This window comes from Hwanghaeella sp. 1Z406 (assembly GCF_048892425.1).
In the GTDB taxonomy this organism is placed as follows: Bacteria; Pseudomonadota; Alphaproteobacteria; order UBA8366; family Aestuariispiraceae; genus Pacificispira.
In genome coordinates, this window is sequence record NZ_JBLZHU010000001.1 from 42,585 (window position 1) to 63,307 (window position 20,723).

Annotated in this window: 19 protein-coding genes; 5 read left to right on the top strand and 14 right to left on the bottom strand. The window is 52.9% G+C overall.

The features are described 5' to 3' along the window. Window positions 1–14: 14 nt before the first annotated feature. Genes ACOSDR_RS00215 through ACOSDR_RS00250 form a run of 8 tightly spaced genes read right to left on the bottom strand, consistent with a single transcriptional unit; the run spans window position 15 to window position 8,685 of the window. Complete coding sequence (locus ACOSDR_RS00215; protein WP_420722898.1) at window positions 15–1,061, bottom strand: branched-chain amino acid ABC transporter permease; 1,047 nt, start codon at window positions 1,059–1,061, stop codon at window positions 15–17. Then, entirely contained in the window at window positions 1,061–1,933 is an 873-nt protein-coding gene (locus ACOSDR_RS00220) for a branched-chain amino acid ABC transporter permease (RefSeq protein ID WP_420722899.1), read from the bottom strand. Before ACOSDR_RS00220 ends, ACOSDR_RS00215 begins: the two co-directional genes overlap by 1 nt. Window positions 1,934–1,943: 10 nt before the next feature. After that, window positions 1,944–3,785 (bottom strand): AMP-dependent synthetase/ligase, encoded by a 1,842-nt coding sequence (locus tag ACOSDR_RS00225; RefSeq protein ID WP_420730011.1) that lies wholly within the window; start codon window positions 3,783–3,785, stop codon window positions 1,944–1,946. Window positions 3,786–3,787: 2 nt separating this feature from the next. Further along, on the bottom strand, window positions 3,788–4,552 hold the full coding sequence (locus ACOSDR_RS00230) for an ABC transporter ATP-binding protein (protein ID WP_420722901.1): 765 nt from the start codon (window positions 4,550–4,552) through the stop codon (window positions 3,788–3,790). Next, window positions 4,549–5,340, bottom strand: a complete 792-nt coding sequence (locus ACOSDR_RS00235) for an ABC transporter ATP-binding protein (protein ID WP_420722902.1) — start codon at window positions 5,338–5,340, stop codon at window positions 4,549–4,551. Before ACOSDR_RS00235 ends, ACOSDR_RS00230 begins: the two co-directional genes overlap by 4 nt. Window positions 5,341–5,342: 2 nt before the next feature. Then, complete coding sequence (locus ACOSDR_RS00240; protein WP_420730012.1) at window positions 5,343–6,050, bottom strand: TetR/AcrR family transcriptional regulator; 708 nt, start codon at window positions 6,048–6,050, stop codon at window positions 5,343–5,345. Continuing rightward, a complete protein-coding gene (locus tag ACOSDR_RS00245; protein ID WP_420730013.1) occupies window positions 6,047–7,897 on the bottom strand; it encodes an acyclic terpene utilization AtuA family protein in 1,851 nt (616 codons plus the stop codon). Before ACOSDR_RS00245 ends, ACOSDR_RS00240 begins: the two co-directional genes overlap by 4 nt. 5 nt (window positions 7,898–7,902) lie before the next feature. Then, a complete protein-coding gene (locus tag ACOSDR_RS00250) occupies window positions 7,903–8,685 on the bottom strand; it encodes an enoyl-CoA hydratase-related protein (RefSeq protein WP_420722905.1) in 783 nt (260 codons plus the stop codon). Window positions 8,686–8,968: 283 nt separating this feature from the next. Here ACOSDR_RS00250 and ACOSDR_RS00255 point away from each other — a divergent pair, with 283 nt between their 5' ends. Genes ACOSDR_RS00255 through ACOSDR_RS00275 form a run of 5 tightly spaced genes read left to right on the top strand, consistent with a single transcriptional unit; the run spans window position 8,969 to window position 14,016 of the window. Continuing rightward, complete coding sequence (locus ACOSDR_RS00255; RefSeq protein WP_420722906.1) at window positions 8,969–10,189, top strand: acyl-CoA dehydrogenase family protein; 1,221 nt, start codon at window positions 8,969–8,971, stop codon at window positions 10,187–10,189. A 1-nt stretch (window position 10,190) separates the two neighbouring features. Continuing rightward, window positions 10,191–11,054, top strand: coding sequence for an SDR family oxidoreductase (locus ACOSDR_RS00260; RefSeq protein WP_420722907.1), 864 nt, complete (start codon window positions 10,191–10,193; stop codon window positions 11,052–11,054). A 4-nt stretch (window positions 11,055–11,058) separates the two neighbouring features. Continuing rightward, a complete protein-coding gene (locus tag ACOSDR_RS00265) occupies window positions 11,059–12,009 on the top strand; it encodes an NAD(P)H-dependent flavin oxidoreductase (protein ID WP_420730014.1) in 951 nt (316 codons plus the stop codon). A gap of 17 nt (window positions 12,010–12,026) precedes the next feature. Next, complete coding sequence (locus tag ACOSDR_RS00270) at window positions 12,027–13,586, top strand: class I adenylate-forming enzyme family protein (RefSeq protein ID WP_420730015.1); 1,560 nt, start codon at window positions 12,027–12,029, stop codon at window positions 13,584–13,586. Continuing rightward, a complete protein-coding gene (locus ACOSDR_RS00275) occupies window positions 13,579–14,016 on the top strand; it encodes a MaoC/PaaZ C-terminal domain-containing protein (RefSeq protein ID WP_420722910.1) in 438 nt (145 codons plus the stop codon). Before ACOSDR_RS00270 ends, ACOSDR_RS00275 begins: the two co-directional genes overlap by 8 nt. Before the next feature lie 55 nt (window positions 14,017–14,071). Here ACOSDR_RS00275 and ACOSDR_RS00280 read toward each other — a convergent pair whose 3' ends face one another. The 6 genes from ACOSDR_RS00280 to ACOSDR_RS00305 form a co-directional block, all read right to left on the bottom strand. Further along, entirely contained in the window at window positions 14,072–14,848 is a 777-nt protein-coding gene (locus ACOSDR_RS00280; protein ID WP_420722911.1) for an ABC transporter permease, read from the bottom strand. Between the two features lie 12 nt (window positions 14,849–14,860). Next, complete coding sequence (locus tag ACOSDR_RS00285; RefSeq protein ID WP_420730016.1) at window positions 14,861–15,733, bottom strand: ABC transporter permease; 873 nt, start codon at window positions 15,731–15,733, stop codon at window positions 14,861–14,863. Window positions 15,734–15,735: 2 nt separating this feature from the next. Then, window positions 15,736–16,836 (bottom strand): ABC transporter ATP-binding protein, encoded by a 1,101-nt coding sequence (locus tag ACOSDR_RS00290; protein ID WP_420722913.1) that lies wholly within the window; start codon window positions 16,834–16,836, stop codon window positions 15,736–15,738. A gap of 40 nt (window positions 16,837–16,876) precedes the next feature. Next, window positions 16,877–17,941 carry an ABC transporter substrate-binding protein gene (locus tag ACOSDR_RS00295; protein ID WP_420722914.1) on the bottom strand — a complete coding sequence of 355 codons (1,065 nt, stop codon included), beginning with the start codon at window positions 17,939–17,941 and terminating at the stop codon, window positions 16,877–16,879. A gap of 68 nt (window positions 17,942–18,009) precedes the next feature. Then, window positions 18,010–18,900: a TauD/TfdA dioxygenase family protein gene (locus ACOSDR_RS00300; protein WP_420722915.1), complete on the bottom strand. Its 891-nt coding sequence runs from the start codon at window positions 18,898–18,900 to the stop codon at window positions 18,010–18,012. 212 nt (window positions 18,901–19,112) lie between these two features. Beyond that, window positions 19,113–20,720 carry an AMP-binding protein gene (locus tag ACOSDR_RS00305; protein ID WP_420722916.1) on the bottom strand — a complete coding sequence of 536 codons (1,608 nt, stop codon included), beginning with the start codon at window positions 20,718–20,720 and terminating at the stop codon, window positions 19,113–19,115. Window positions 20,721–20,723 lie beyond the last annotated feature (3 nt).

Below are 20,723 nucleotides of genomic sequence, written 5' to 3' on the forward strand. Positions count from 1 at the left end.
TTTTACCCTTCTTGTCATTTTGACAGGGGCCAGTGGGTCCAGTAACGCTTCACATCCCGCCATAGGCCGATAAGGCCCTGTGGCTTGATGCGAAGCATAATTATGATCGTGAGACCGGTCATAAGACCGCGGATTTCATAGATATAGGTGGATAGCGCTGCACTGACGCCATCGGGCAAAAGGTCTAGAACCTCGCGCGTTGCTTCCGGCAACAGAATAATGAAGAACGACCCCAGAACCGCGCCTGCAACCGACCCCAGACCGCCCACAATGATGACAGCCAGGGCTTCAATAGACAGCAGGACATTAAAGATGTCGACATTGATAAATCGGAATTGAAAGGCCATCAAACCGCCTGCAATCCCAACCATGAAAGACGAGATTGCAAATGCGAAAAGCTTATAGCGTGTCAGGCTAATGCCCATGACGCGCGCGGCGATATCATGATCCCGGATCGCGTTGAATGCGCGTCCAACCCGGGTCCGTAAGATATTCAGCGCCGCCAATGCTGTCAGGATCGCAACAGCCAGCACCAGCAGATACAACTGAACCGGATCAGCAAGGTCCAGACCCAGGAAATTTAAATCTTCGATCCGAACGCCATAGGGGCCGTGGGTGATATCTTCCGCGTAAAGCAGGAAATGGGTGACGATAAACGAAAATGCCATCGTCGTGATCGCCAGATAGAGCCCTTTTAACCGCAATGAGGGGATACCCACAAGCAGGCTCAGCAGCGCTGAAACAACCCCAGCAGCAGGCAAGGCTAATTCCGGAGGCCAGCCATAATCGGCGATCAGCAATCCCGTCGTATAGCAACCCGCGGCCAGGAATCCGGCCTGACCTAATGATATCAGCCCTGTTGATCCCGTCAGAATGTTAAGGCCGATCGCACCCACCACCATGATCCCGACAGACGTCAGCATAGCGATCAGATAACCGCTGGCCCAGAAAGGAAATACGAACAGTGCGATTATGAAAACCCCGACCCAGCCCCAGGTGATCGGGTTGTCGCTTAACGCGACATGTTTCTGATAGGTTTCGATGAAATGGTGAGTCCGCATCAAACGCGCTCCAGATCTTTATCGCCAAACAGCCCATAAGGTCTGATCATGAGGACGATGATGATGACGAAGAAGCCAGAAATCTCTTTCAGACCCTGACCGATATAGCCTTCGGAAAGCGCGCCGATTACACCGATGATCAGGCCGCCAAAGCCGGATCCCAGCGGGGAATCCAACCCCCCCAGGATCGTTGCGGGGAAGGACCGTAACCCTTCGAACCAAAGGTCGGGTGCCCGCGAAAACATAAGCGCAAAGGCAATGCCGCCCAATCCAGAGACAACTGCAGAAATAGCCCAGGCCAAAGACGATATCCGGCGGACATCAACCCCCATCAAGAGGGCGGCCGTTTCATCCATCGCGGTTGCGCGCATCGCGACGCCAATGCGGGTAAAGCGGAAGAACAGGAAGACCACACCACTGATAACGAAGAACAGAAGAATGGCATACAGCTGTTCAGAAAACAGAATGACGGGCCCGATCTCGACAATGTCATCCTTTATGGACGCATCAAAAGCAGCGGCGTCCGGGCCCCAGATCATAACGATCATACTGCGCAGAAAAACCGCCAGACCGATGGTTACCATTACGATGGAAAATGCCGGTTGGCCGGTCATCGGGCGTATAAACAGGCGTTCAATGATGATCCCAATCAGCGCGGCCCCCACAATTGACACGGGTATCAAGGCATAGAAGGGCAGCGTAAGCTCGGTGCCCAGGCTCCAGGAGGTATAGGTGACCAACATCATTACCTCGCCTTGTGCGAAGTTCAGGACGCCGGTGGTTTTGAAAATAATCGCAAAAGCGATGGCGATGATGCCATAGATGGAACCGATCACCAGACCAGATGCTGCGAAGTTGAGAAACAGATCCATAGCGCCCTCCTTAACCTCCGTACATCTGGTCGATCAGATGTTTGAACTTTGTTTCGATGACCGACCGGCGCACCTTCATTGTCGCGGTGACTTCCCCGTCGTCGTGGTCCAGTTCCTTTTCCAGCAGTGCAAATTTCCGGACATTCTCCACCCGCGAGAATTCCTTGTTCACGGTATTGATTTCCCCGGTGATCAGATCGCGAATGTCGGGCAGGCTGGCCAGGCTTTTGAATGTCGTATAAGCCAGATTGCGCTCCTGAGCCCATTTCCCAACGGTTTCGTAATCAATCTGGATAAGGGCGGTCAGGAAATTTCGCCGCTCTCCAATCAGGACGGCCTCGCGGATATAGATTGAATCCTTGATCCGGTTCTCAATCAGCGACGGGGTGATGTTTTTACCGCCCGATGTGATGATCAGGTCTTTCTTCCGATCCGTGATCAGGATCGATTGGTCCTCTGCAATTCGGCCGACATCGCCGGTATGCAGCCAGCCATCCACGACAGCGGCCCGGGTCGCTTCTTCATTATGCAGATAGCCCGGAAAAACCGCCTTGGAACGCACCAGAATTTCGCCATCTTCCGCAATCTTCTGTTCATATGTATCCAGCGGCGGGCCGGCATTCCCCAATGCGGTGTGCCCAGGATACTGACAGTGTGATATACCTGACAGTTCAGTCATGCCATAGACCTGATAGACCCGAAGTCCAATGGTCCAAAAGAATTCCAGCACTTCCGGAGAGATTGAGGCCCCGCCGCATAACATAGTCTTGGCGCGGTCCAACCCCATCGCTTTTTGCAAAGCCCGAAAGCAAGCGACCCATAACAGAAAAAAAGTCAGCCGATCCCGTAATGAGGCTCTGTCGCCGCCATTCGCCATTTGCCTGCGCGCAATTGGGCGACCGATCCGTAAACAGGTCTCTACCACGCGCTGTTGCAGGGGCGATGCGTCCTTTAATTGGACCATGACACTGTACTGCATTTTCTCCCAGATGCGCGGCACACCCAGAAATCCTGTCGGCGCGATTTCTCGCAGGTTCTGGGCGACGGCATCAATCGATTCCGCAAAATTCACGGGGGTTCCATTGACCAATTGCATCACGGTTGAACATAACCGCTCCGCGACGTGACACAGCGGCAGGTAACACAGGACTTCCCAGTTAGTCTCTGTGATCCCGTAGCGCTCGGAAACCCGCAGCGCGCCCCAGATAAGGCCACGATGAGACAGTTGGGCACCTTTCGGCATACCGGTTGTACCGGATGTGTAAACCACGACGGCCGTATCATCGGGTGACAGGGCGTCGATCGATTCTTCAAAGCGATCTCCATAGTCAGCCCGCTTTGTGCGGCCCAGTTCGGACACTTCATCAAAGCTCATCAACATGTCGCGCGAATAGTGATTCAGTCCCTTCATATCGACGCAGATGATCTTTTCCAAATGCGGCAGGGTGCCTTCATGCTCTATGGCATCCAGGACCTTGTCAGTCTGTTCCTGATCACCACAGACAATGACACGGGCTTGGGAATGTTCCAGAATGTAACGCAATTCGGGCCACGGATTGGTTGGATAAATGCCGATGCAGGCCCCGCCCAGGGCCTGGATTGCGAGATCGCTGAACATCCATTCCGGCGTATCTTCACTGGCGACGGCGACAAAATCCTTAGGCGTTACGCCCAGAGCCAGCAGACCATAGGCGAAATCTTTCGTGTGCTCGTAATAGTCGCGATAGGTAAAACGGTTCCAGATTCCGAGATCCTTTTCCCGAAAAGCAAGTCGATCCGGATAGCGCTCTGCCCAATACCGCAACAGGCCGGGCATTGTTGTTTGTTCGGCAAATTTTACGTCGCGCGGCATCGTTACTTCTTCCCCAGATAGGCTTGTATGACATCATCGTTGGAGGAAATTTCAGATGGTGTGCCCTCAGCAATCAGGGCGCCGTGGTTCAGCACGGCGATGCGGTCAGATATATCCATGACGATCCCCATGTCATGTTCAACCATCACCACCGTGATCCCTAGTTCCTCACGAATGTCCAGGATGAAGCGGGCGATATCTTCTGTTTCTTCGCTGTTCATGCCAGACACCATTTCGTCCAGCAGCAGCATTTTTGGCCCTGTTGCCAGGGCGCGCCCCAATTCGACCCGTTTCTGCAGCCCATAGGACAGCAGGCCGACAGGCATGTCGCGCAAATGTTCAATTTCCAGGAAGTCGATGATTTCTTCCACCCGCTTTCGGGCCGAAATTTCTTCATGCCGGGCCGGTCCCCAAAACAGGGCGGCAGTAATCGGATTGGTTTTTAGCGTATGGTGCAGTCCCACCAGCAGGTTCTGCACCACGGTAGCGTGGGAGAATATCGCCAGGTTCTGAAAGGTTCGACCAATGCCATATTCCACCAATTGATGGGTTTTCGATTTGTGAATCGCATGACCATCGAAAATGATCTGTCCGTCGGTTGGGGGGAAAAGGGCGGTGACCAGATTAAATAGGGTCGTCTTGCCCGCACCATTTGGACCAATCACGCTGTAGATGGACCCTTCCGGTACGTCGAAGGCGACATCGCTGACCGCAGTCAGTCCGCCAAAGGTCTTGGTGACATTCTTCAAGGACAGAAGTGTGCTCATGATAACCACCGCTTGCGTCGTTTGTAGTGCTTGACCTCGCGATAGTTCTTTTTCGCGCCTGCTTCGGAAAACCCCAGATAGAATTCCTTCACATCATCATTCCCGGCAATCCGCTGAGACGGGCCGTCCAGCACCACGCGTCCGTTTTCTACAATGTAGCCATAGGATGCGATGTCCAATGCCAGGGAAGCGTTCTGCTCAACCAGCAGGATTGACATGCCCTCGTCGCGATTCAGTGCGATGATCGTTTCGAATATTTGATCGATGATCTGTGGGGCCAATCCCAGGGACGGCTCGTCCAACATCAACAGCTTTGGTTTGGACATCAGTGCACGGCCAATTGCAGCCATTTGCTGCTCTCCGCCGGAAAGATATCCAGCAACCGCCGTTCGGCGGTCCTTCAGTCGGGGGAACAGCGCATATACGCGTTCCAGATCCGATCCCAGTTCTTTGTTTGACTTCAGGAAGCCACCCATCATCAGGTTCTCTTCAACGCTCATCAGCGGGAAAAGACGGCGACCCTCTGGGACGTGCACGATGCCACGCCGCACGATTTCATCAGCGGGTAAGCCCAGAAGATCGGCGCCATCGAATCTAATGTCCCCGTGCAGAACTTCGCCTTCCTCCGGATACAGGACATTGGAAATAGCCTTCAACAGCGTTGATTTCCCGGCCCCGTTCGATCCAAGCAGCGCGACAATAGTGCCAGTTTCAACCGTCAGGGAAACATCCCGTACGGCCTCTATGGCCCGGTCATACATGATCTGCACGTTGGTAAGCTGCAGCATGGCTATCCCTTCTCAGACGACGCTTGATCCAAGCGGTCGGTCACTTGTTCCAGGCGTTCGATCAGGGCGTTCAGGTCACGTGGCGGTTCCGGCGGTGCGGCAGCAATTCCGCAAAAGACCAGTTGAGACAATTGCCCCGCGACGAGTTCATAATCGAAATCCCCGCGGTTCATCAGATAAGCGGTTACATGATGCTCAATGCCGCCAAAGATGACATCGCGTACCAGGGCCGGGGATGTATCCGGGCGTATGTCGCCTTTCGCTATGCCTTTCGCCAGAATGCCCATAAGCACGCGGGTATATTCCCGGTTCATTTCATACAATTCAGTCGAATAGTAATCGGGAGCATTGCGAACTTCGGAATAGAATAAGCGGCACAGATCCGGGCTTTCTTTGATCGATTTCATATGCTGCCAGATAACGATATGAAGGCGCGCCCGTGTTCCTTCGATTCCCTCCAGCTTTGCTTTGAAATCGTCGATCATACTCAGATACCAGGTGCGCAGAATGGTATGCAAAAGATCGCGCTTGTTGGTGTAGAACTTGTAGATTGATCCTTCGGATATGCCGGCCTCTGCGGCGATTTCGTTTACGGGTGCGGCATCGAATCCATGCTGGGAAAAAACCAACCGAGCAGCTTTTTCAATATCGCGCATCCGCTTTTCACGGGGCAGCCTGACAAAGCTGCGTTTTTCCGGCGCAACGCTCATTCCAGACCCTCCTGTTGAGTCTTAGGGATTGACCACTCGGTCAGTGCGGGAAATTCGTTTAAAAGAGAAGCGGGCACTCGAACAGGGGTATCGAGCAGGATTTGTGCGTATCCCTTACCTTGCGGATCATTCCGAAGCGAAGCCACGCCACCGCCACCCAGGGCGTCGCGCAGAACGAAATTAAATCCATTCAGGCCGGGCCATTCATACCGCTCTACCGCGCCTTTCGCGACATGGGAGAATATGGCTTTTACATGCTGTGGCGTTAGGTTTGCGCGCAGTATTGGCAGGAAATCCGGATCTCTCGCAAGCAGTCCAATATTGGCGATATCACCTTTGTCGCCGCTGCGACCATGGGCTAATGCGATTAACGGTATGGATATCGCGCCGTTTGAGTCTGGGGCATCAGCATCTGTGCCTATCGAGGGTGTGCGTTGGGTTTTGACAGCGCGTGATGTTTCTTTTTGCCCCGTTGGTACCGGAATAGGGATGGCATGGTCATCAATATCGATAGCGGTGTTTACTTTGGTTTTCTCAACGAGGCAGGAAAAAAGCCGAATTACCGGTTGGGGTGCCGGGCGACCGCCTGCAAACCCCGTAATGCCTTGTGCCATAGAACTTGCGGCAGGGTAAATTTCCCGCGCGAAAATGCCCAGAGCATCTTTATGGTCGTGCCGTACGGCAATGCGCAGTACAACTTCCCGTGCACCCTGTTGTACCGGGTCCATGCCAAAGCTGGCATCCGCGCCAAGTACTTCGATCAGGCTTTCGGAAAAGGGGGCGAATCCTGCTGTCGCAATCATTCTGCCGGTTCTGGTAAGGATTGCCTCTCCGACAGCTTGCGCTTTTGCGCCTGCCTGGCGACCAGCAATCGTCATTGTTGCTACGGAGCGATAGCCATCTGCATAGGTGGCGCAGACCTTGTAGAATGGCGTTGGGGCCGTTCCCCGTGCACCCGCCACATGAACGCGATCGATTGCTGTTTGCGTTACCGTCACCTGGGAGAAATCACAGATAACGTCCGGCAGGAGATAGGCCGCAGGATCACCAATCTCATAGACAATCTGTTCCGCCACTGTCATGGGCGTGATCAATCCGCCCGTGTCCGATGGTTTCGTTAGTTCGAAGGAGCCGTCAGGCGCACAGACTGCAATTGGGGAGCCCATTTCATCCCATCCCCGAACGGCATCCCAATCCGTGAAGATGCCCCCTGTCGCTTGTGGGCCGCATTCAATCACATGACCGGCCAGGCTGCCGCCTGCCAGCTTATCGTAGTCCGCTTCTGTCCAGCCGAATTCATGAATTAAGGGGCCTAATGCCAGCGCTGAATCAACGACGCGCCCGGTGATGACAATATCCGCCCCTTCTCTAAGTGCAGCGGCAATAGGGAATGCGCCCAGATAGGCGTTGATGCTGGAAACCCGCTCTGGCAAAGGGGCGCCAGTCGCGATTTCTGTCACGCCGTCTTCTCTCAGGGTCATCGCGTTTTCGGCCAGATCATCGCCCAATACCACTGCGATTTTCAGGTCCAGTCCTGCTGCCTTTAACACAGTTTGTAAGGCAGACCGGCAGGCCAGCGGATTCAGACCGCCGGCATTGGTGATAATGCGGATGCCTTTTGTCGCGATGTCCTGTGCCAGGGGCGTCATCACATGGCTGATGAAATCCGTTGCATAGCCCTGGTCCGGGCTTCGCGCCTTTAATCGAGCCAGGATCGACATGGTGATTTCTGCCAGATAGTCCAGAATCATGTAGTCAATGCTATCTGACCGGACCAATTGCGCCGCGCCTTCGGGCGAGTCGCCCCAGAACCCTGTGCCACATCCGATCCTGACTGTTTGCGCCATTCTGACTAGCTCCCCGTCCAGTTTGGGGGGCGTTTCTCTGCAAAGGCGGTGAAACCTTCACGGGCATCCTGGGTTCTTGCCATATTGGCCAGCATGAATTGCGCATATTCCAGCGCGCCATCGAAGGACATTTCGCGAATGCGGGTCAGGGATTGTTTGCCCAATCGAATGCCAGTCGGGGATTTCGATACCACTCGCTCTACCAGCCAATTGAGTTTCTGGTCCAGATCCGCCTTGGGTACAGCATAATTCACCAACCGCATATCCGCGGCTTCTGCCCCCGTAAAAGGCTCACCCGTCAGACACATTTCCATGAGAATTCTTTCGGGAACCACCCGCAGCAAAAGCGGCAGGATCATCATTGGGAACAACCCGACTTTGACCTCTGAAACACCAACCAGAATATCATCCCGCGCCACGGCCAGATCACAGGCGCAAACCAGACCAAATCCACCGGCCAGAGCATGGCCGTTCAGGCGTGCGATCAGGGGTATACGACAATCGCGCATGCGTCGCAGCAAACGCGCAATGTAATGACGGGGATCTTCTGCAGCGATTGTGAATGGCGTGCCGTCAGCATTTAGTTGCAGGTCGCCACCGGCACAGAACGCCTTGTCACCGGCGCCAGTCAGAACGATGGCCCGAATGCGTCGATCTGCCTCTGCCTGATCCAGCGCAGAGATGATGCCTTCCGCAACAGATTCGTTGAGCGCATTTCGCCGTTCCGGCCGATTGATGGTGACGGTTTGCACCGTGCCATCCGTCCGGATCTGCACAACGTCTTCCACAATTTACCTCCCGTTCCTGTGGCGGATTATGTTTCGATTTCCGCCTTCTTCACTTTAGTGAGCCATACTCATTAAAAATGTCAATTGAAAAATTTTAGTGTGCGCTGCAGCATAAGAAATTGCATTGATCCCCTATAAAACGGGTTTTTTCGATACAGTAAGTTAATGAGTATGATTTACTTAAAGTCTGGACAACGGCACAATCGTTCATTAGCCTGATGTCAATAAAAATACCGTCTATGCCGGAACTACCGTGCAAGACAGATATCAGGGAGGACGTGATATGACCGGTGATGGACCATCCGGGCGCCTGGCGAATTTTGACCATGGCGGTAGTTTTGATCTCGATGTAACGCAACGTGAAATATTAGACCAGGCGGATCGGTTTGGTCGTAATGAGCTCTATCCGCTGGCCAATCGCATGGATGCCGAGGAATGGTGGCCAGAGGAGGCATTTCCCAAGATGGGGGAGGCCGGTTTCTTTGGCATCACCGTGCCAGAGGAATATGGCGGTGTCGGCATGGACCTGTTCACGTCTGGCTTGTTGCTACAAGCTTTTGGTCGGTGGAATCATGCATTGGCGTTAAGTTGGGTTGCGCATGAAAATCTGTGTTTGAACAATATCTATCGCAACGCGAATGAGGCCCAGCGGAAGAAATATCTGCCTGATTTATGTTCGGGTAAAAAAATTGGCGCGTTGGGGCTTACGGAACCGGGGGCGGGGTCTGATGCATTAGGTTCAATGCGTACAACGGCAGTGCGGGACGGCGACCATTATGTTTTGAATGGCAGCAAGATATACATCACCAACGGGCCAGTGGCCGATGTTCTTCTGGTCTATGCCAAAACCGACAAAGAAAAGGGCGCGCACGGAATCTCCGCCTTTATTGTTGAGAAAGATTTCCCCGGATTTGAAGTTGCCCAGAAATTGGAAAAGATGGGCTATCGTGGCAGCCAGACCGGGGAGCTGGTCTTTACCGATTGCCGCGTGCCGGTCGAAAATCTTGTTGGCGAGGAGAACCGCGGCGTTTCAATTGTGATGAGTGGCCTTGATATCGAACGGGCCATGATCTCACCGCTGTGTCTTGGCGTTGCAGAGCGGGCGTTGGAGCTTTCGATTGACTATGCAAAAACTAGGAAGCAGTTCGGCAAGCCGATCGGATCATTCCAAATGGTTCAATCCATGTTGGCAGAGATGTATGTGCATGTAGAGACCATGCGGACCTTCTCCTATCGCGGGCTGGCCGTAGCGGAGGGGTTGGAGTCCGGTTCTGGTCCTCGTGGTGATATCCATATGCTCACGGCGGCCTCTGTTATGTTTGCGGCCCAGACCACGAACAAGGTCCTGGATCTTGGCGTTCAAATTCATGGCGGATCCGGCTATATCTGGGAATCAGAAATCAATCGTTTGTTCCGTTCAACCAAACTGTTGGAGATTGGGGCGGGGACGACTGAAGTGCGCAAGATGATTATTGCGGGTGAATTGCTCAGGGATATGAAGTGAAATGACGGAGCAAGCAGCTGATACCGTGATCGGGATGAGCGATGCCGATCTGGCAGTTCATCCAACTGTTTATGCGCCGGGTTCATTTCAGGGCAAAACGGTTCTGATTTCCGGGGCGGCAGGAGGGCTTGGCCGGGCGGCGGCGTGGTTGCTGGGGCGACTTGGAGCCAGACTTATTCTTGTCGGACGCAAGCAGGATCGGTTGGACTCCCTTGCCACTGCTCTGGCGGAAAAGGAGATTGTTGCAGAAACAATTGCCCTGGATATCCGTCAGCAAGGCGACGTTCAGGACCTTTTTCGCCATGTCAGAGAAAAATTCGGGCAGCTTGATTTGCTGATCAACAGTGCGGGGGGACAGTTTCCGCAGGCGGCCATCGACTTTTCTGAAAAGGGTTGGAATGCCGTAATCGCTACTAACCTGACCGGCACATGGTTCATGATGCAGGCGGCTGCTCAGTTTTGGCGTGATACTGAATCCAAGGGCTCCATTGTTAATATCGTGGTGGTAACCCGCCATGGCCTTTATGGTGTTGCGCATACCATTGCTGCCAGGGCTGGGGTAATCGGCCTTAGTCAGAATCTCGCTGTGGAATGGGCCCCATTGGATATTCGGGTGAACTGTATTGCCCCTGGCGCGATAGAGACCGAGGGGTGGAAGGTCTATTCCCCCGAAGCCCGTGCCTTGTATCATCGTTCCAACCCGATGATGCGCAATGGGTCCCCCTGGGAAATTGCCGAGGCCTGCGCCTATCTGGGAGGGAGTTCGGGAAGCTATATTACCGGTGAGGTCCTGCATGTTGCTGGTGGTGGCCAGCATTGGGGAGAAACCTGGACAATCGGGAAGCCGGACTATTTTAAGGAGTAACAGCATGCCGTTGCCCGACGCTCTAAAGGGCCAATTGTCAATCCCTGCTATTTCCGCCCCGATGTTTCTATGCTCTGGCCCTGACCTGGTTGTGGAGACCTGCCGATCGGGGGTAATCGGATCTTTCCCTGCCTTGAATCAACGCACCACAGAAGGGTACCGAGACTGGTTGAAGGACATTCAAAAAAGACTTGATGTTATAAGGCAGCAGGCCGGAAACCCGGTTGCGCCCTTTGCCGTTAATCTGGTGGTTCATCGCAGTAATCCGCGTTTAGAGGCTGATTTGGCCGTCACGGTTGAACAAAAGGTGCCGATTGTTATCACCTCTCTAGGGGCGAATGATAAAGTGGTGGAAGCGGTTCATGCCTATGGTGGTCTCGTTTTTCATGACGTTATTAATATCCGTCATGCCAGGAAGGCGGTGGAAGCCGGCGTGGATGGCATTATCGCGGTTTGTTCCGGTGCTGGCGGGCATGCCAGCACATTGAGCGCATTTGCATTGGTTCCTGAAATTCGGCAAATATTTGCGGGTACGATCATTCTGGGCGGTGCCCTCTCAACCGGGCGTCATATCGCCGTGGCACGGATGTTAGGCGCCGACCTGGCCTATATCGGCACACGTTTCCTGGCGACACGGGAATGTCTGGCACCAGAAGCCCAAAAGGAAATGATCTGCGCGTCTCAGGCGAGCGATATTATGTACACGCCGGCGATCAGCGGCGTGGATGGGAATTTTCTGCGCGACAGCATTCGGGCTGCGGGTATTGATCCAGATGATTTAACAAAGCCAGAAGGCTACAACTTTGGCACCAGCGAGGTCAAAGCCTGGAAGACGGTTTGGGCGGCGGGGCAGGGGGTCGGGAGTATTGTAGATGTGCCCGGCGCTGCTGACCTGTGTCGTCGGCTGGGTGAGGAATATCGTACGGCCATTGCAGAGACGGCAACTTGGACTTGACCGAGGAGGGGACGACTGTGGCAGCGCGAAACGGGCGTCCTGTAACCGACGATGTTATCCGGACAGGCAGCTTGTCCGTCTATGAGCTTTTTGCCGCGCAGGTTGCACGTAACCCAAATGGAGTTGCTATCAGTCAGCTGAACGAAACCTGGACATATAGTGTGCTTCAGGATCGTGTGCGTCGCACGGCAGCATTGCTGCGCGGATTGGGTATCATGCCGGGTCAGCGGATTGCCCTGATGGCTGAGAACCGGCACGAATATGCAGAAATCGAGTTGGCCGCTGCCATGATCGGCGCAATTGTTGCCTGTCAGAATTGGCGATTGGCCGATGATGAATTGCGTCATTGCATAAATCTGGTCTCCCCCAGTTTGGTGATCGTATCAGAACGATATCAAGAGGCTATCAACCGCTTGGATACTGGTTTGGTGACATGCCTGACGCTGGGTGATGCATATGAACAGGCTTCGCGCCAGGTTGAGCCGTTGGCGAATAGTGGGAATGTTGATCCGGAAGATGGCTTGGTCATTCTCTACACCAGCGGAACAACGGGCCTTCCCAAGGGCGCCTTAATCAGCCATCGCGCGGAAATCGCACGTATGGCCGTCCTGCGCATGGACCTGAATGTTACGCGCGAGGATGGTTTTGTCGCCTGGGCGCCAATGTTCCATATGGGCTCCACAGATCAAGTTTTGGGGGCGTTAATGTCGGGGGCAACCGTCCATATTGTGGATGGGTTTAACGCTGATCGGATCGTTGACATAATGGAACAGCACGCCATCGGATGGATGCTGCTGATGCCAGGGTCCATTGAGCCGGTAGTGGAAATATTGGAAAAGTCAGGTCGATGTGCCAAGAGTATTCGGGCTGTCGGGGCTATGATCGATCTGGTCCCGCTCAGCTTGGCGGCAAAACTCTCCCGTCTGACCAATGCGCCTTATTTGAACAGTTTTGGCGCCACGGAAACCGGACTTGCGCCGGCATCGGCTATGTTAATTCCGCCGGGGGAGATGCCTGAAACCCTTTCTAAGATACAAAGCTCTTTATGTGATGTGCGTTTGTTGGATCCGGATGGCCATGATGTTCCCTATGGCACCCCGGGCGAGGTCGCTGTAAGAGGGCCCACTGTCTTTAGTGGTTACTGGAATGCTGATGATGTGAACCGGCGGGATTTTCAGGGCGGATGGTTCCGAATGGGAGATTTGTTTCAACGATCCGTCAACGGTGGTTTCGATTTTGTGGATCGCGCGAAATACATGATCAAATCTGGTGGCGAGAACATTTATCCGGCAGAAATAGAGCGGGTTCTGTTATCAGATAAGCGCATACGCGAAGCTGTGGTGATTCGGCGAAAAGATGCCCATTGGGGAGAAATTCCCATCGCCTGTATCGCGCGCGCGGACAAGGAATTGACAGAGGCCGACGTTGATTCCCTCTGCCGCGGCGCTTTGGCTGGTTATAAGCGCCCCAGGGGTGTTTACTTTATGTCTTACGATGCCTTTCCTCGCAGCACGACCGGTAAAATCCTGCGTCACGAGATTGAGGTTATGGTGCAGATGGGACAGATACATGAGTGACTTAAAACCTATGCTGACGGTCGGACAAACCGTTGTGACAGCCGGCAGGACAATAGGGGAATGTGATATCCACACCTTCGCCGGGCTGGTGGGGGACTTCACCCCGATCCATATGGATGATGTGTTCGCACACTCCACGCCATATGGCGCGCGGATCGCACATGGTCCATTGACGATGTCAGCAATGATTGGGATGGCTACCCAAACCGGATTCTTCGGGGATAGGGTGGTGGGTCTGCTGAATTTGAACTGGGATTTTGCCAAACCGGTTAAGATTGGCGATACCATTCGAGCAAGATTGACAGTCGAAGATACACGCGCGACGTCGAAGCCAGGCCGTGCAATCACACGGTTTCTTTTCGATGTCTTCAATCAAGACGGTGTTTCGGTGCAGCAGGGCCGCATGACCGTCATGATGCGCATGGATTGACGCGCTTATCGAAAAGGGAGAAGGGGAATGCCGGAGCCCATTCGGGAACACTCTCCTAATTAGCCTTATCCGTTTTGATTTGAGACAAAAGCAGCAGAATGCATGTCAGTACCAACACCCATGTCGAAATTGCTGCGACAGTAGGGTCCATAATATCTCTTAAGGAATTGAACATTCTCTTGGTGAGGGTTGTCGCTTTACCACCAGCGACAAAAATGGAAATGACAACTTCGTCAAAGGACGTCAGAAACGCAAACAGTCCTGCGGAGAATAGTGAAAACTTAATCTGTGGCAGTGTAATCGTGAAGAAAGCGATGAACCGATTGGCACCAAGGCTGGCTGCAACACGTTCCTGGTTGAAGTCATAGCTTCTGAAGGCGGCGCTCATAAAAATAACAACAACCGGAATCGATAGCGCCGCATGCGATAAGACAAGCGCCAGTTTGCCATTGAGCATTCCGAGTTGCGAATACAGGTAGAAACTGCCAATCGCCAGAAGGATTACCGGGAAAATGATTGGCGTCATCAACAGCGCAAAAATAATGTTATGCTGTGCGAACCGCCCCGTCTGCAGACCGTACGCGGCCATAGTCCCTAAAACCAGGGACACGACGACATTGGCCAAGGCTACTTGTATTGAAACAAGCGTCGCTGACATCCATTCCGATGAATTCAGATACTGTTCATGCCATTGTATGGACCAACTGTTGGGGGGAAATTCCAGAAACGCATTTCCAGAAAATGACATAGGCACAATCAACAGGGTGGGGCCTGTTAAGAAGGCCAAAATGACAACGGCAAACAGAGTCAGCAATTTGGGGACGCGCAACACGGTTCCGCTCCTTTAAGGGGTCAGCTTTTTGGCAATTGCCATGATGAACACGGTCGCGATCATCAGAACAACGCCCAGGGCACCAGCTGCCCCCCAGTTGTAGAAAAGCTGCACATCACTGGCAATTTGCATGGCCAGCATTACGACTTTTCCGCCTCCCAGTATTTCAGGGACGACGTAGAAACCAAGGCAGAGAACAAATACGATCAATACACCGGCGGCTATTCCAGGCGCTGCAAGCGGCAGGAAAACGGACCAGAAAGCTGTCAGCGGCCGTGCCCCCATGCTGGCTGCGGCCTGTACCAGATTCATATCAATCTTTCGCATTGCCGCGTAAATTGGAAGAACCATGTAAGGCAGCATGATATGCATTGTGCCGATAACTGCACCCAGTTCATTGAAGGACAGCGCCAGAGGCTCCTGCAAAATCCCCAGTTCCATACCAGCCTGATTAACGAGCCCGTTGCGTTGCAGGATTATCAGCCATGCGTAAGTTCGCACCAAAACGGATGTCCACAACGGCAACAGAACCGCCAACAACAAAATATTGGCAATGCGCGGCCTGAGCTGACTGAGAAAATAGGCCAGAGGGGTTCCCAGAATCAGACATATCACAGATGTAAGCAATGAGACCCTGAAGGTCGTCAGAAACACCCGTAAATAAGTGGGGCTGTCCACCAACCTGATATAGTTTTCAAATGAAAAAGCCCCCGTATCATCCGTAAAGGACAGGAAAGTTAACAACCCTACGGGCACCATAACCACGGCCCCGATCAGAAGCAGTGCGGGAAAAACCAGGCCAAATCGAAGAATAGTCTCCATTCGTGCGTCGCTGCGCAGGTCCGCGGCATTGTCGACACCAGATGGGGCGTGATCAACCGACATCGTTACCCCGCATTTCCGGGTACTAGAACGCTGTTTTTCTTGTGCAGACCCAATTGCACTGTCGACCCGATTTCTGGAATAGTAAAACCTTGGGCGGCATGTTCATTCAACAACATGCGAATGCGCAGCGAGTACCCGTCTTCAATGTTGATTTGAAACACGACACTTTCCCCTTCATAGACAAGGTCATCTACCTTGCCCTTGAAGATGTTCACGTCATCCGGTGTTTCCTGGCCCAACAGCCGCAGTTTTTCTGGACGAACCAGCAGGTTGTGACGACCTTCTAGTTTTGGTGGATCATTTAAGAGAATTGGGTGCTGCCGGAATGTAGTTTTTCCATTTTGGATATCCACCGGAAGCAGACAGGATTCACCGATGAAATTCGCAACGAAGGCATTCACGGGTCGCTCGTACACGTCTCGTGGCGCCCCTTTTTGAACAATTCGCCCTTTTTCCATGATGGCGATTTGATCTGACATTGTCAGGGCTTCGCGCTGATCATGGGTAACGCAAATTGTGGTCATTTCCAGTTTTCGGTGCAAATTACGCAATTCCACCTGCATCTCTTCGCGCAAGCGTTTGTCCAAGGCAGAAAGCGGTTCATCCATTAAAAGGATTCGTGGCTTGAATACGGTTGCGCGCGCCAAGGCAACACGCTGCCTTTGCCCGCCGGAGAGCGCATCAATCGTTCGATCCCCATATTCCGCCAATTGCACCAGTTCCAAGGATTCTTTGACCCTTTTGTTTCGTTCGTCTTTTGGAACCCGCCGCAGCCACAATGGATAGGCAATGTTTTCAGCGACTGTCTTGTGGGGAAACAACGCATAATTCTGAAACATAACGCCAATACCGCGGCGATAGGGAGCAAGGCGCGTAATTTCCTGGCCGGTAAGATGAATATGCCCGCTGTCGGGACGCACAAACCCAGCGATTGCCATCAGCAATGTTGTCTTACCGGATCCAGATGGCCCCAGAAGAGTCAAAAACTCTCCTGGTGCAACATCTACAGAAACCGAATCCAGGGCCCGGAAGCTGCCATACTGTTTAACAATATCAACGATGCTTAACGACATCGCAGATTTTAACGACACATCTTCCTTCATAGAACCCGGTCCTTGCTCCCCACCAAATTCACATCATTCCTTAAGCGGTGATCATTTCCTGATACAGCTTTTCGGCACGGGTTTGATTTTCTTTCCACCACTCAGAATTCAGGCTCAACTGGGTTGCCACATTCTTTGGTGATGACGGCAGCAGCTTAGCCCGTTCTTCTGAAATAGCACCGCTGGTATAGGCCAGTTCGTTCACTGCACCATAAGGCATTCTGTTTGAAAATGCCGCCTGGTATTCCGCTTTGGAGATTTCATTCAAGAACGCCATAGCCAGTTTTTCACTGGGTGCGCCTTTTGGAACAACATAGGCATCCGCATCCAGAATGGCTTGGTTGAAGGTCAGATCAATAGGCTGGCCCGCTTCGATCAACGGAATGATCTGGCCACTCCATGCAGAGGTCATATCGATCACACCGTCTTTAAGATATTGTGCCTGATGCGCACCGGATGCCCAGAATGTGGCAATGTGCGGCTTAAGGGAGGCGATCTTGTTGATGGCTTCCTTCAGACCGGCATCGGTTGAGAGTTCTTTGTAAACATCCTCGGCGGCGACGCCTTCCGCAAGCAGCGCGGGCTCTAGATGACCTAGAGATTGATTTCGGTAGGCGCGCTTTCCGGGGAACTTTTCAACATCCCAGAAATCAGCCCAGTTTTGCGGGGCATTATCCCCGTATACATCGCTTCGCCAGGCAAGAGCAGTTGAGTACAGATCCCCGCCCAACCAGTTCTTTGAGGCATAGTCGGGCATCAGGTTTTCTGTCTGCACGACGGAATAGTCAATGGGCGTCAGCAGGTCTTCCGCAGCGGCGCGGGCAGCGCCACCAGCACCGATGCTGACAATGTCCCAGGATACCGCACCGGACCGGACACGCAGGCGAATGTCGGCAAGACCATTATAGGTCTCTTCAATAAGCTCAATGCCAAGTTTCTTGGCGGCGGGCTGCCAGACTTCCTCGCTCTGCGCCTTTTGATAGGCTCCGCCCCATGAGACGATGGTTAGCGTTTTACCATCTGCCCGGGCGATATTTGGCAGCGCCAGCACGGCGGAAGCGGTTGCTGTGGTTGCAAGGAATTGACGTCTTGAAAAACGGGTCATGTACATTTCTCCTGTTCAATGTCGAATAAAGGGGACCGTTCTTGTTCATTTGTTTGGACGGTTCTGGTTTACGCTGAGGCCCGATTTTGTTCGGCGCTCAGATCAATGCTGTCTGGTGTCAGGGTGACACCGGCCAGGGTAATGCGATGCATCAGTCGGCGGACGCCGGAATAGTCGTTCACGGCATAGTGCCAGGTTGCCCGGTTATCCCAGAATGCTATGGACCCTGGGCCCCAAACAAATCTGTAACAATATTCTGGGCGTGCGGCGTGCTGATAGAGGTATTCCAGCAGGGGGGCAGACTCTTTCTGCGTCCAACCATGAATACCAACGGTAAAGTCTGGATTCACATACAGTGCCTTGCGCCCGGATTCCGGGTGACGGACCACAATCGGATGAATGGAGTCCTGTGTTGCAGCGCCCATATTCTGAAGGCGACCTTTAAGATCACCCCATTCGCGTGTCCGCCCTTCGCCAAAGACATGCCGACTTGAATGCAGCGCACATAAGCCTTCCAGTGTCTTTTTTAGACCATCAGATAGCCCATCATAGGCTGCATACATGCTTGCATATAATGTGTCGCCACCGCATGGGGGAAGCTCGCGCGCATACAAAATAGACCCCAAGGCCGGCGCAAGATCGTAGCTGTGATCCGTATGCCAACCGCCACCGATGTTTGATACCTGATCAGGGTCTTTTCGGACTTCGGCAATGGATGGATAACCTTCCACGGGCGTAAAGAAACGATTGATGTCGATTTCGCCAAACCGCTGTGCAAAGGCGATGTGCTGTTCTGGCGTTAAGTCCTGATCACGGAAAAAAATCACCCCGCGATCAAACAAAGTCTTCCGCAACAGATCCACGGTCTCTGAAGACAAAGGCTTGGATAAATCGATACCAAGGATTTCTGCGCCAAGAACGTTGGTGCAAGGCCGAATCTCGAAGGCGGGAGTATTCATCAGATATCTCCAGGTTTGACGTCAAATAAGACATAGCTGCCTTACTTATTTTCACCGTATTTCGATACAACGTATCGCAATAGGAATGTACTGTATACCGATACAATGTATCGCGCAACTGCAATTCATATAATTTCTAAGGGTCTGCTTGATCTGCTCATTGTTTGATTTTCATTGGTGTGGTGCGATTCAATGTGAAAGGTCTCATGCCCTCAGGCACTTTTCGACAGGGCCAGACGGTCCCAACATCCTGCTATCTCGCTGGACAGTTTGCGTTTAATTATTCGCTGACTGCCGGTGCGCTCAAAGTCATCGGCAAAGACCACATAGCGAGGCATCATATATTTTGCCAATCTGGGTTCCAGCCAATCGCACAGCGCATCCTGGGATAAACTTTCCCCATCCTTCAGACGCACAAACAGCTTTATATCCTGTTCGCCGATCTGGGCCGCGACACCGATAATGGCGCATTCTTCAACAGCGGGATGCTTCAGGACGACATGTTCAACTTCCCATGCAGAAATATTTTCTCCCCGACACCGCACGCTGTCGGATTGTCTGCCATGGAATCGCAGCATGCCTGCTTCGTCCAGGGATCCCAGGTCACCTGTGTAAAGTGTACCGTTCTGCAGTGCTTTCCTGGTTGCATCCGCTTGCCGAAAATATCCGGGAAACAGCCCCCCTGATGTTTTCTGGGAGACAACGATCTGCCCCTTCTGACCATTTGGGACAATCTGGTCATGTTCATCGCGGATTTGTACATCAAACCACGGCACAGGTTTGCCGACGACACCCGGCTGTGTTGACGTGGAATAGGTTGTGATGCTTGAGGCTTCCGTCATGCCATAGCATTCGCGGATTGCCACATTGAAACGCTTTGTAAACAGGGCGAATGTGTCGGTTTGACATCCCGCACCCCAGGCTATGCGCACTTTGTGATCCGTGTCCTGATTGGTTTCAGGTTGGGCCAACAGCATTTGAAGAATGCCACCAAGATAATGGATCTGGGTTGCCCCACTGTCCCGGACCTGCTGCCAGAATCGGCTCGCGCTGAAGCGTTTAACCATATGCAGATGCATGGCTTTTAAGACGGGGAGGTACAATAGCTGTGCCCCGCCAATATGATACAAAGGTTCCCACATAAAAAAAATGTCATGATCCTGCGCATCGGAAACCAGAATCGAGGATTCTGCGGCCAATCGGAACATTCTATGTGTCACGATAACGCCCTTTGGCGGCCCCGTTGTGCCGGACGTATACATCAGGGCGAAATGCTGATCCGGTTTCGCATTCGGCACCGAATACGGCATAGATGCCGTCTGCCCTTGTTCAGCAAACGCCAGCCCGACCTCTTCATCGTGAAGTATAAGGGCGTCCCGCCCTAATTCGATCCCGCTATCGGAGAGCACGCCCGCCAATTCGGTTTCTATGATAGCCAGGCGCGGATCACAATTTTCGAAGATTGCTTTCAAACCTTCGCCACGCTGATTGACATTAACAGGTACCCAAACCATGCCTGCCTTTACAATGCCAAATATTAACGCCAGACAGTCCGGACTGTTCACAAGCATTGTGATGATGCGATCACCTGGGATAGCACCCTTGTCTCGGATCACCTTCGCAATTGCATCAGAGCGATGATCCAGGTCCCCAAAAGTAATCGTTACGCCTTCAAATACGGCATAAACTGCATCTGGTTCTTGAGTGGCTTTTTCTTTGAACGCCGCCCCCAATGTTATATCAACCGAGGCTGGATTTGCGGTAGATTCCGCGTCATTCATCGGTCCGGTATTACGAAGAAATTCACTGACACCCGCCATAAC

Excerpts from the sequence above, each read along its gene's own strand:
- ACOSDR_RS00235 (WP_420722902.1), bottom strand. The coding sequence starts at position 5,340 with ATGCTGCAGCTTACCAACGTGCAGATCATGTATGACCGGGCCATAGAG.
- ACOSDR_RS00255 (WP_420722906.1), top strand. The coding sequence starts at position 8,969 with ATGACCGGTGATGGACCATCCGGGCGCCTGGCGAATTTTGACCATGGC.
- ACOSDR_RS00260 (WP_420722907.1), top strand. The coding sequence starts at position 10,191 with ATGACGGAGCAAGCAGCTGATACCGTGATCGGGATGAGCGATGCCGAT.
- ACOSDR_RS00230 (WP_420722901.1), bottom strand. The coding sequence starts at position 4,552 with ATGAGCACACTTCTGTCCTTGAAGAATGTCACCAAGACCTTTGGCGGA.
- ACOSDR_RS00225 (WP_420730011.1), bottom strand. The coding sequence starts at position 3,785 with ATGCCGCGCGACGTAAAATTTGCCGAACAAACAACAATGCCCGGCCTG.
- ACOSDR_RS00265 (WP_420730014.1), top strand. The coding sequence starts at position 11,059 with ATGCCGTTGCCCGACGCTCTAAAGGGCCAATTGTCAATCCCTGCTATT.
- ACOSDR_RS00275 (WP_420722910.1), top strand. The coding sequence starts at position 13,579 with ATGAGTGACTTAAAACCTATGCTGACGGTCGGACAAACCGTTGTGACA.
- ACOSDR_RS00295 (WP_420722914.1), bottom strand. The coding sequence starts at position 17,941 with ATGACCCGTTTTTCAAGACGTCAATTCCTTGCAACCACAGCAACCGCT.
- ACOSDR_RS00215 (WP_420722898.1), bottom strand. The coding sequence starts at position 1,061 with ATGCGGACTCACCATTTCATCGAAACCTATCAGAAACATGTCGCGTTA.
- ACOSDR_RS00305 (WP_420722916.1), bottom strand. The coding sequence starts at position 20,720 with ATGGCGGGTGTCAGTGAATTTCTTCGTAATACCGGACCGATGAATGAC.
- ACOSDR_RS00290 (WP_420722913.1), bottom strand. The coding sequence starts at position 16,836 with ATGAAGGAAGATGTGTCGTTAAAATCTGCGATGTCGTTAAGCATCGTT.
- ACOSDR_RS00300 (WP_420722915.1), bottom strand. The coding sequence starts at position 18,900 with ATGAATACTCCCGCCTTCGAGATTCGGCCTTGCACCAACGTTCTTGGC.
- ACOSDR_RS00220 (WP_420722899.1), bottom strand. The coding sequence starts at position 1,933 with ATGGATCTGTTTCTCAACTTCGCAGCATCTGGTCTGGTGATCGGTTCC.
- ACOSDR_RS00245 (WP_420730013.1), bottom strand. The coding sequence starts at position 7,897 with ATGGCGCAAACAGTCAGGATCGGATGTGGCACAGGGTTCTGGGGCGAC.
- ACOSDR_RS00240 (WP_420730012.1), bottom strand. The coding sequence starts at position 6,050 with ATGAGCGTTGCGCCGGAAAAACGCAGCTTTGTCAGGCTGCCCCGTGAA.
- ACOSDR_RS00285 (WP_420730016.1), bottom strand. The coding sequence starts at position 15,733 with ATGTCGGTTGATCACGCCCCATCTGGTGTCGACAATGCCGCGGACCTG.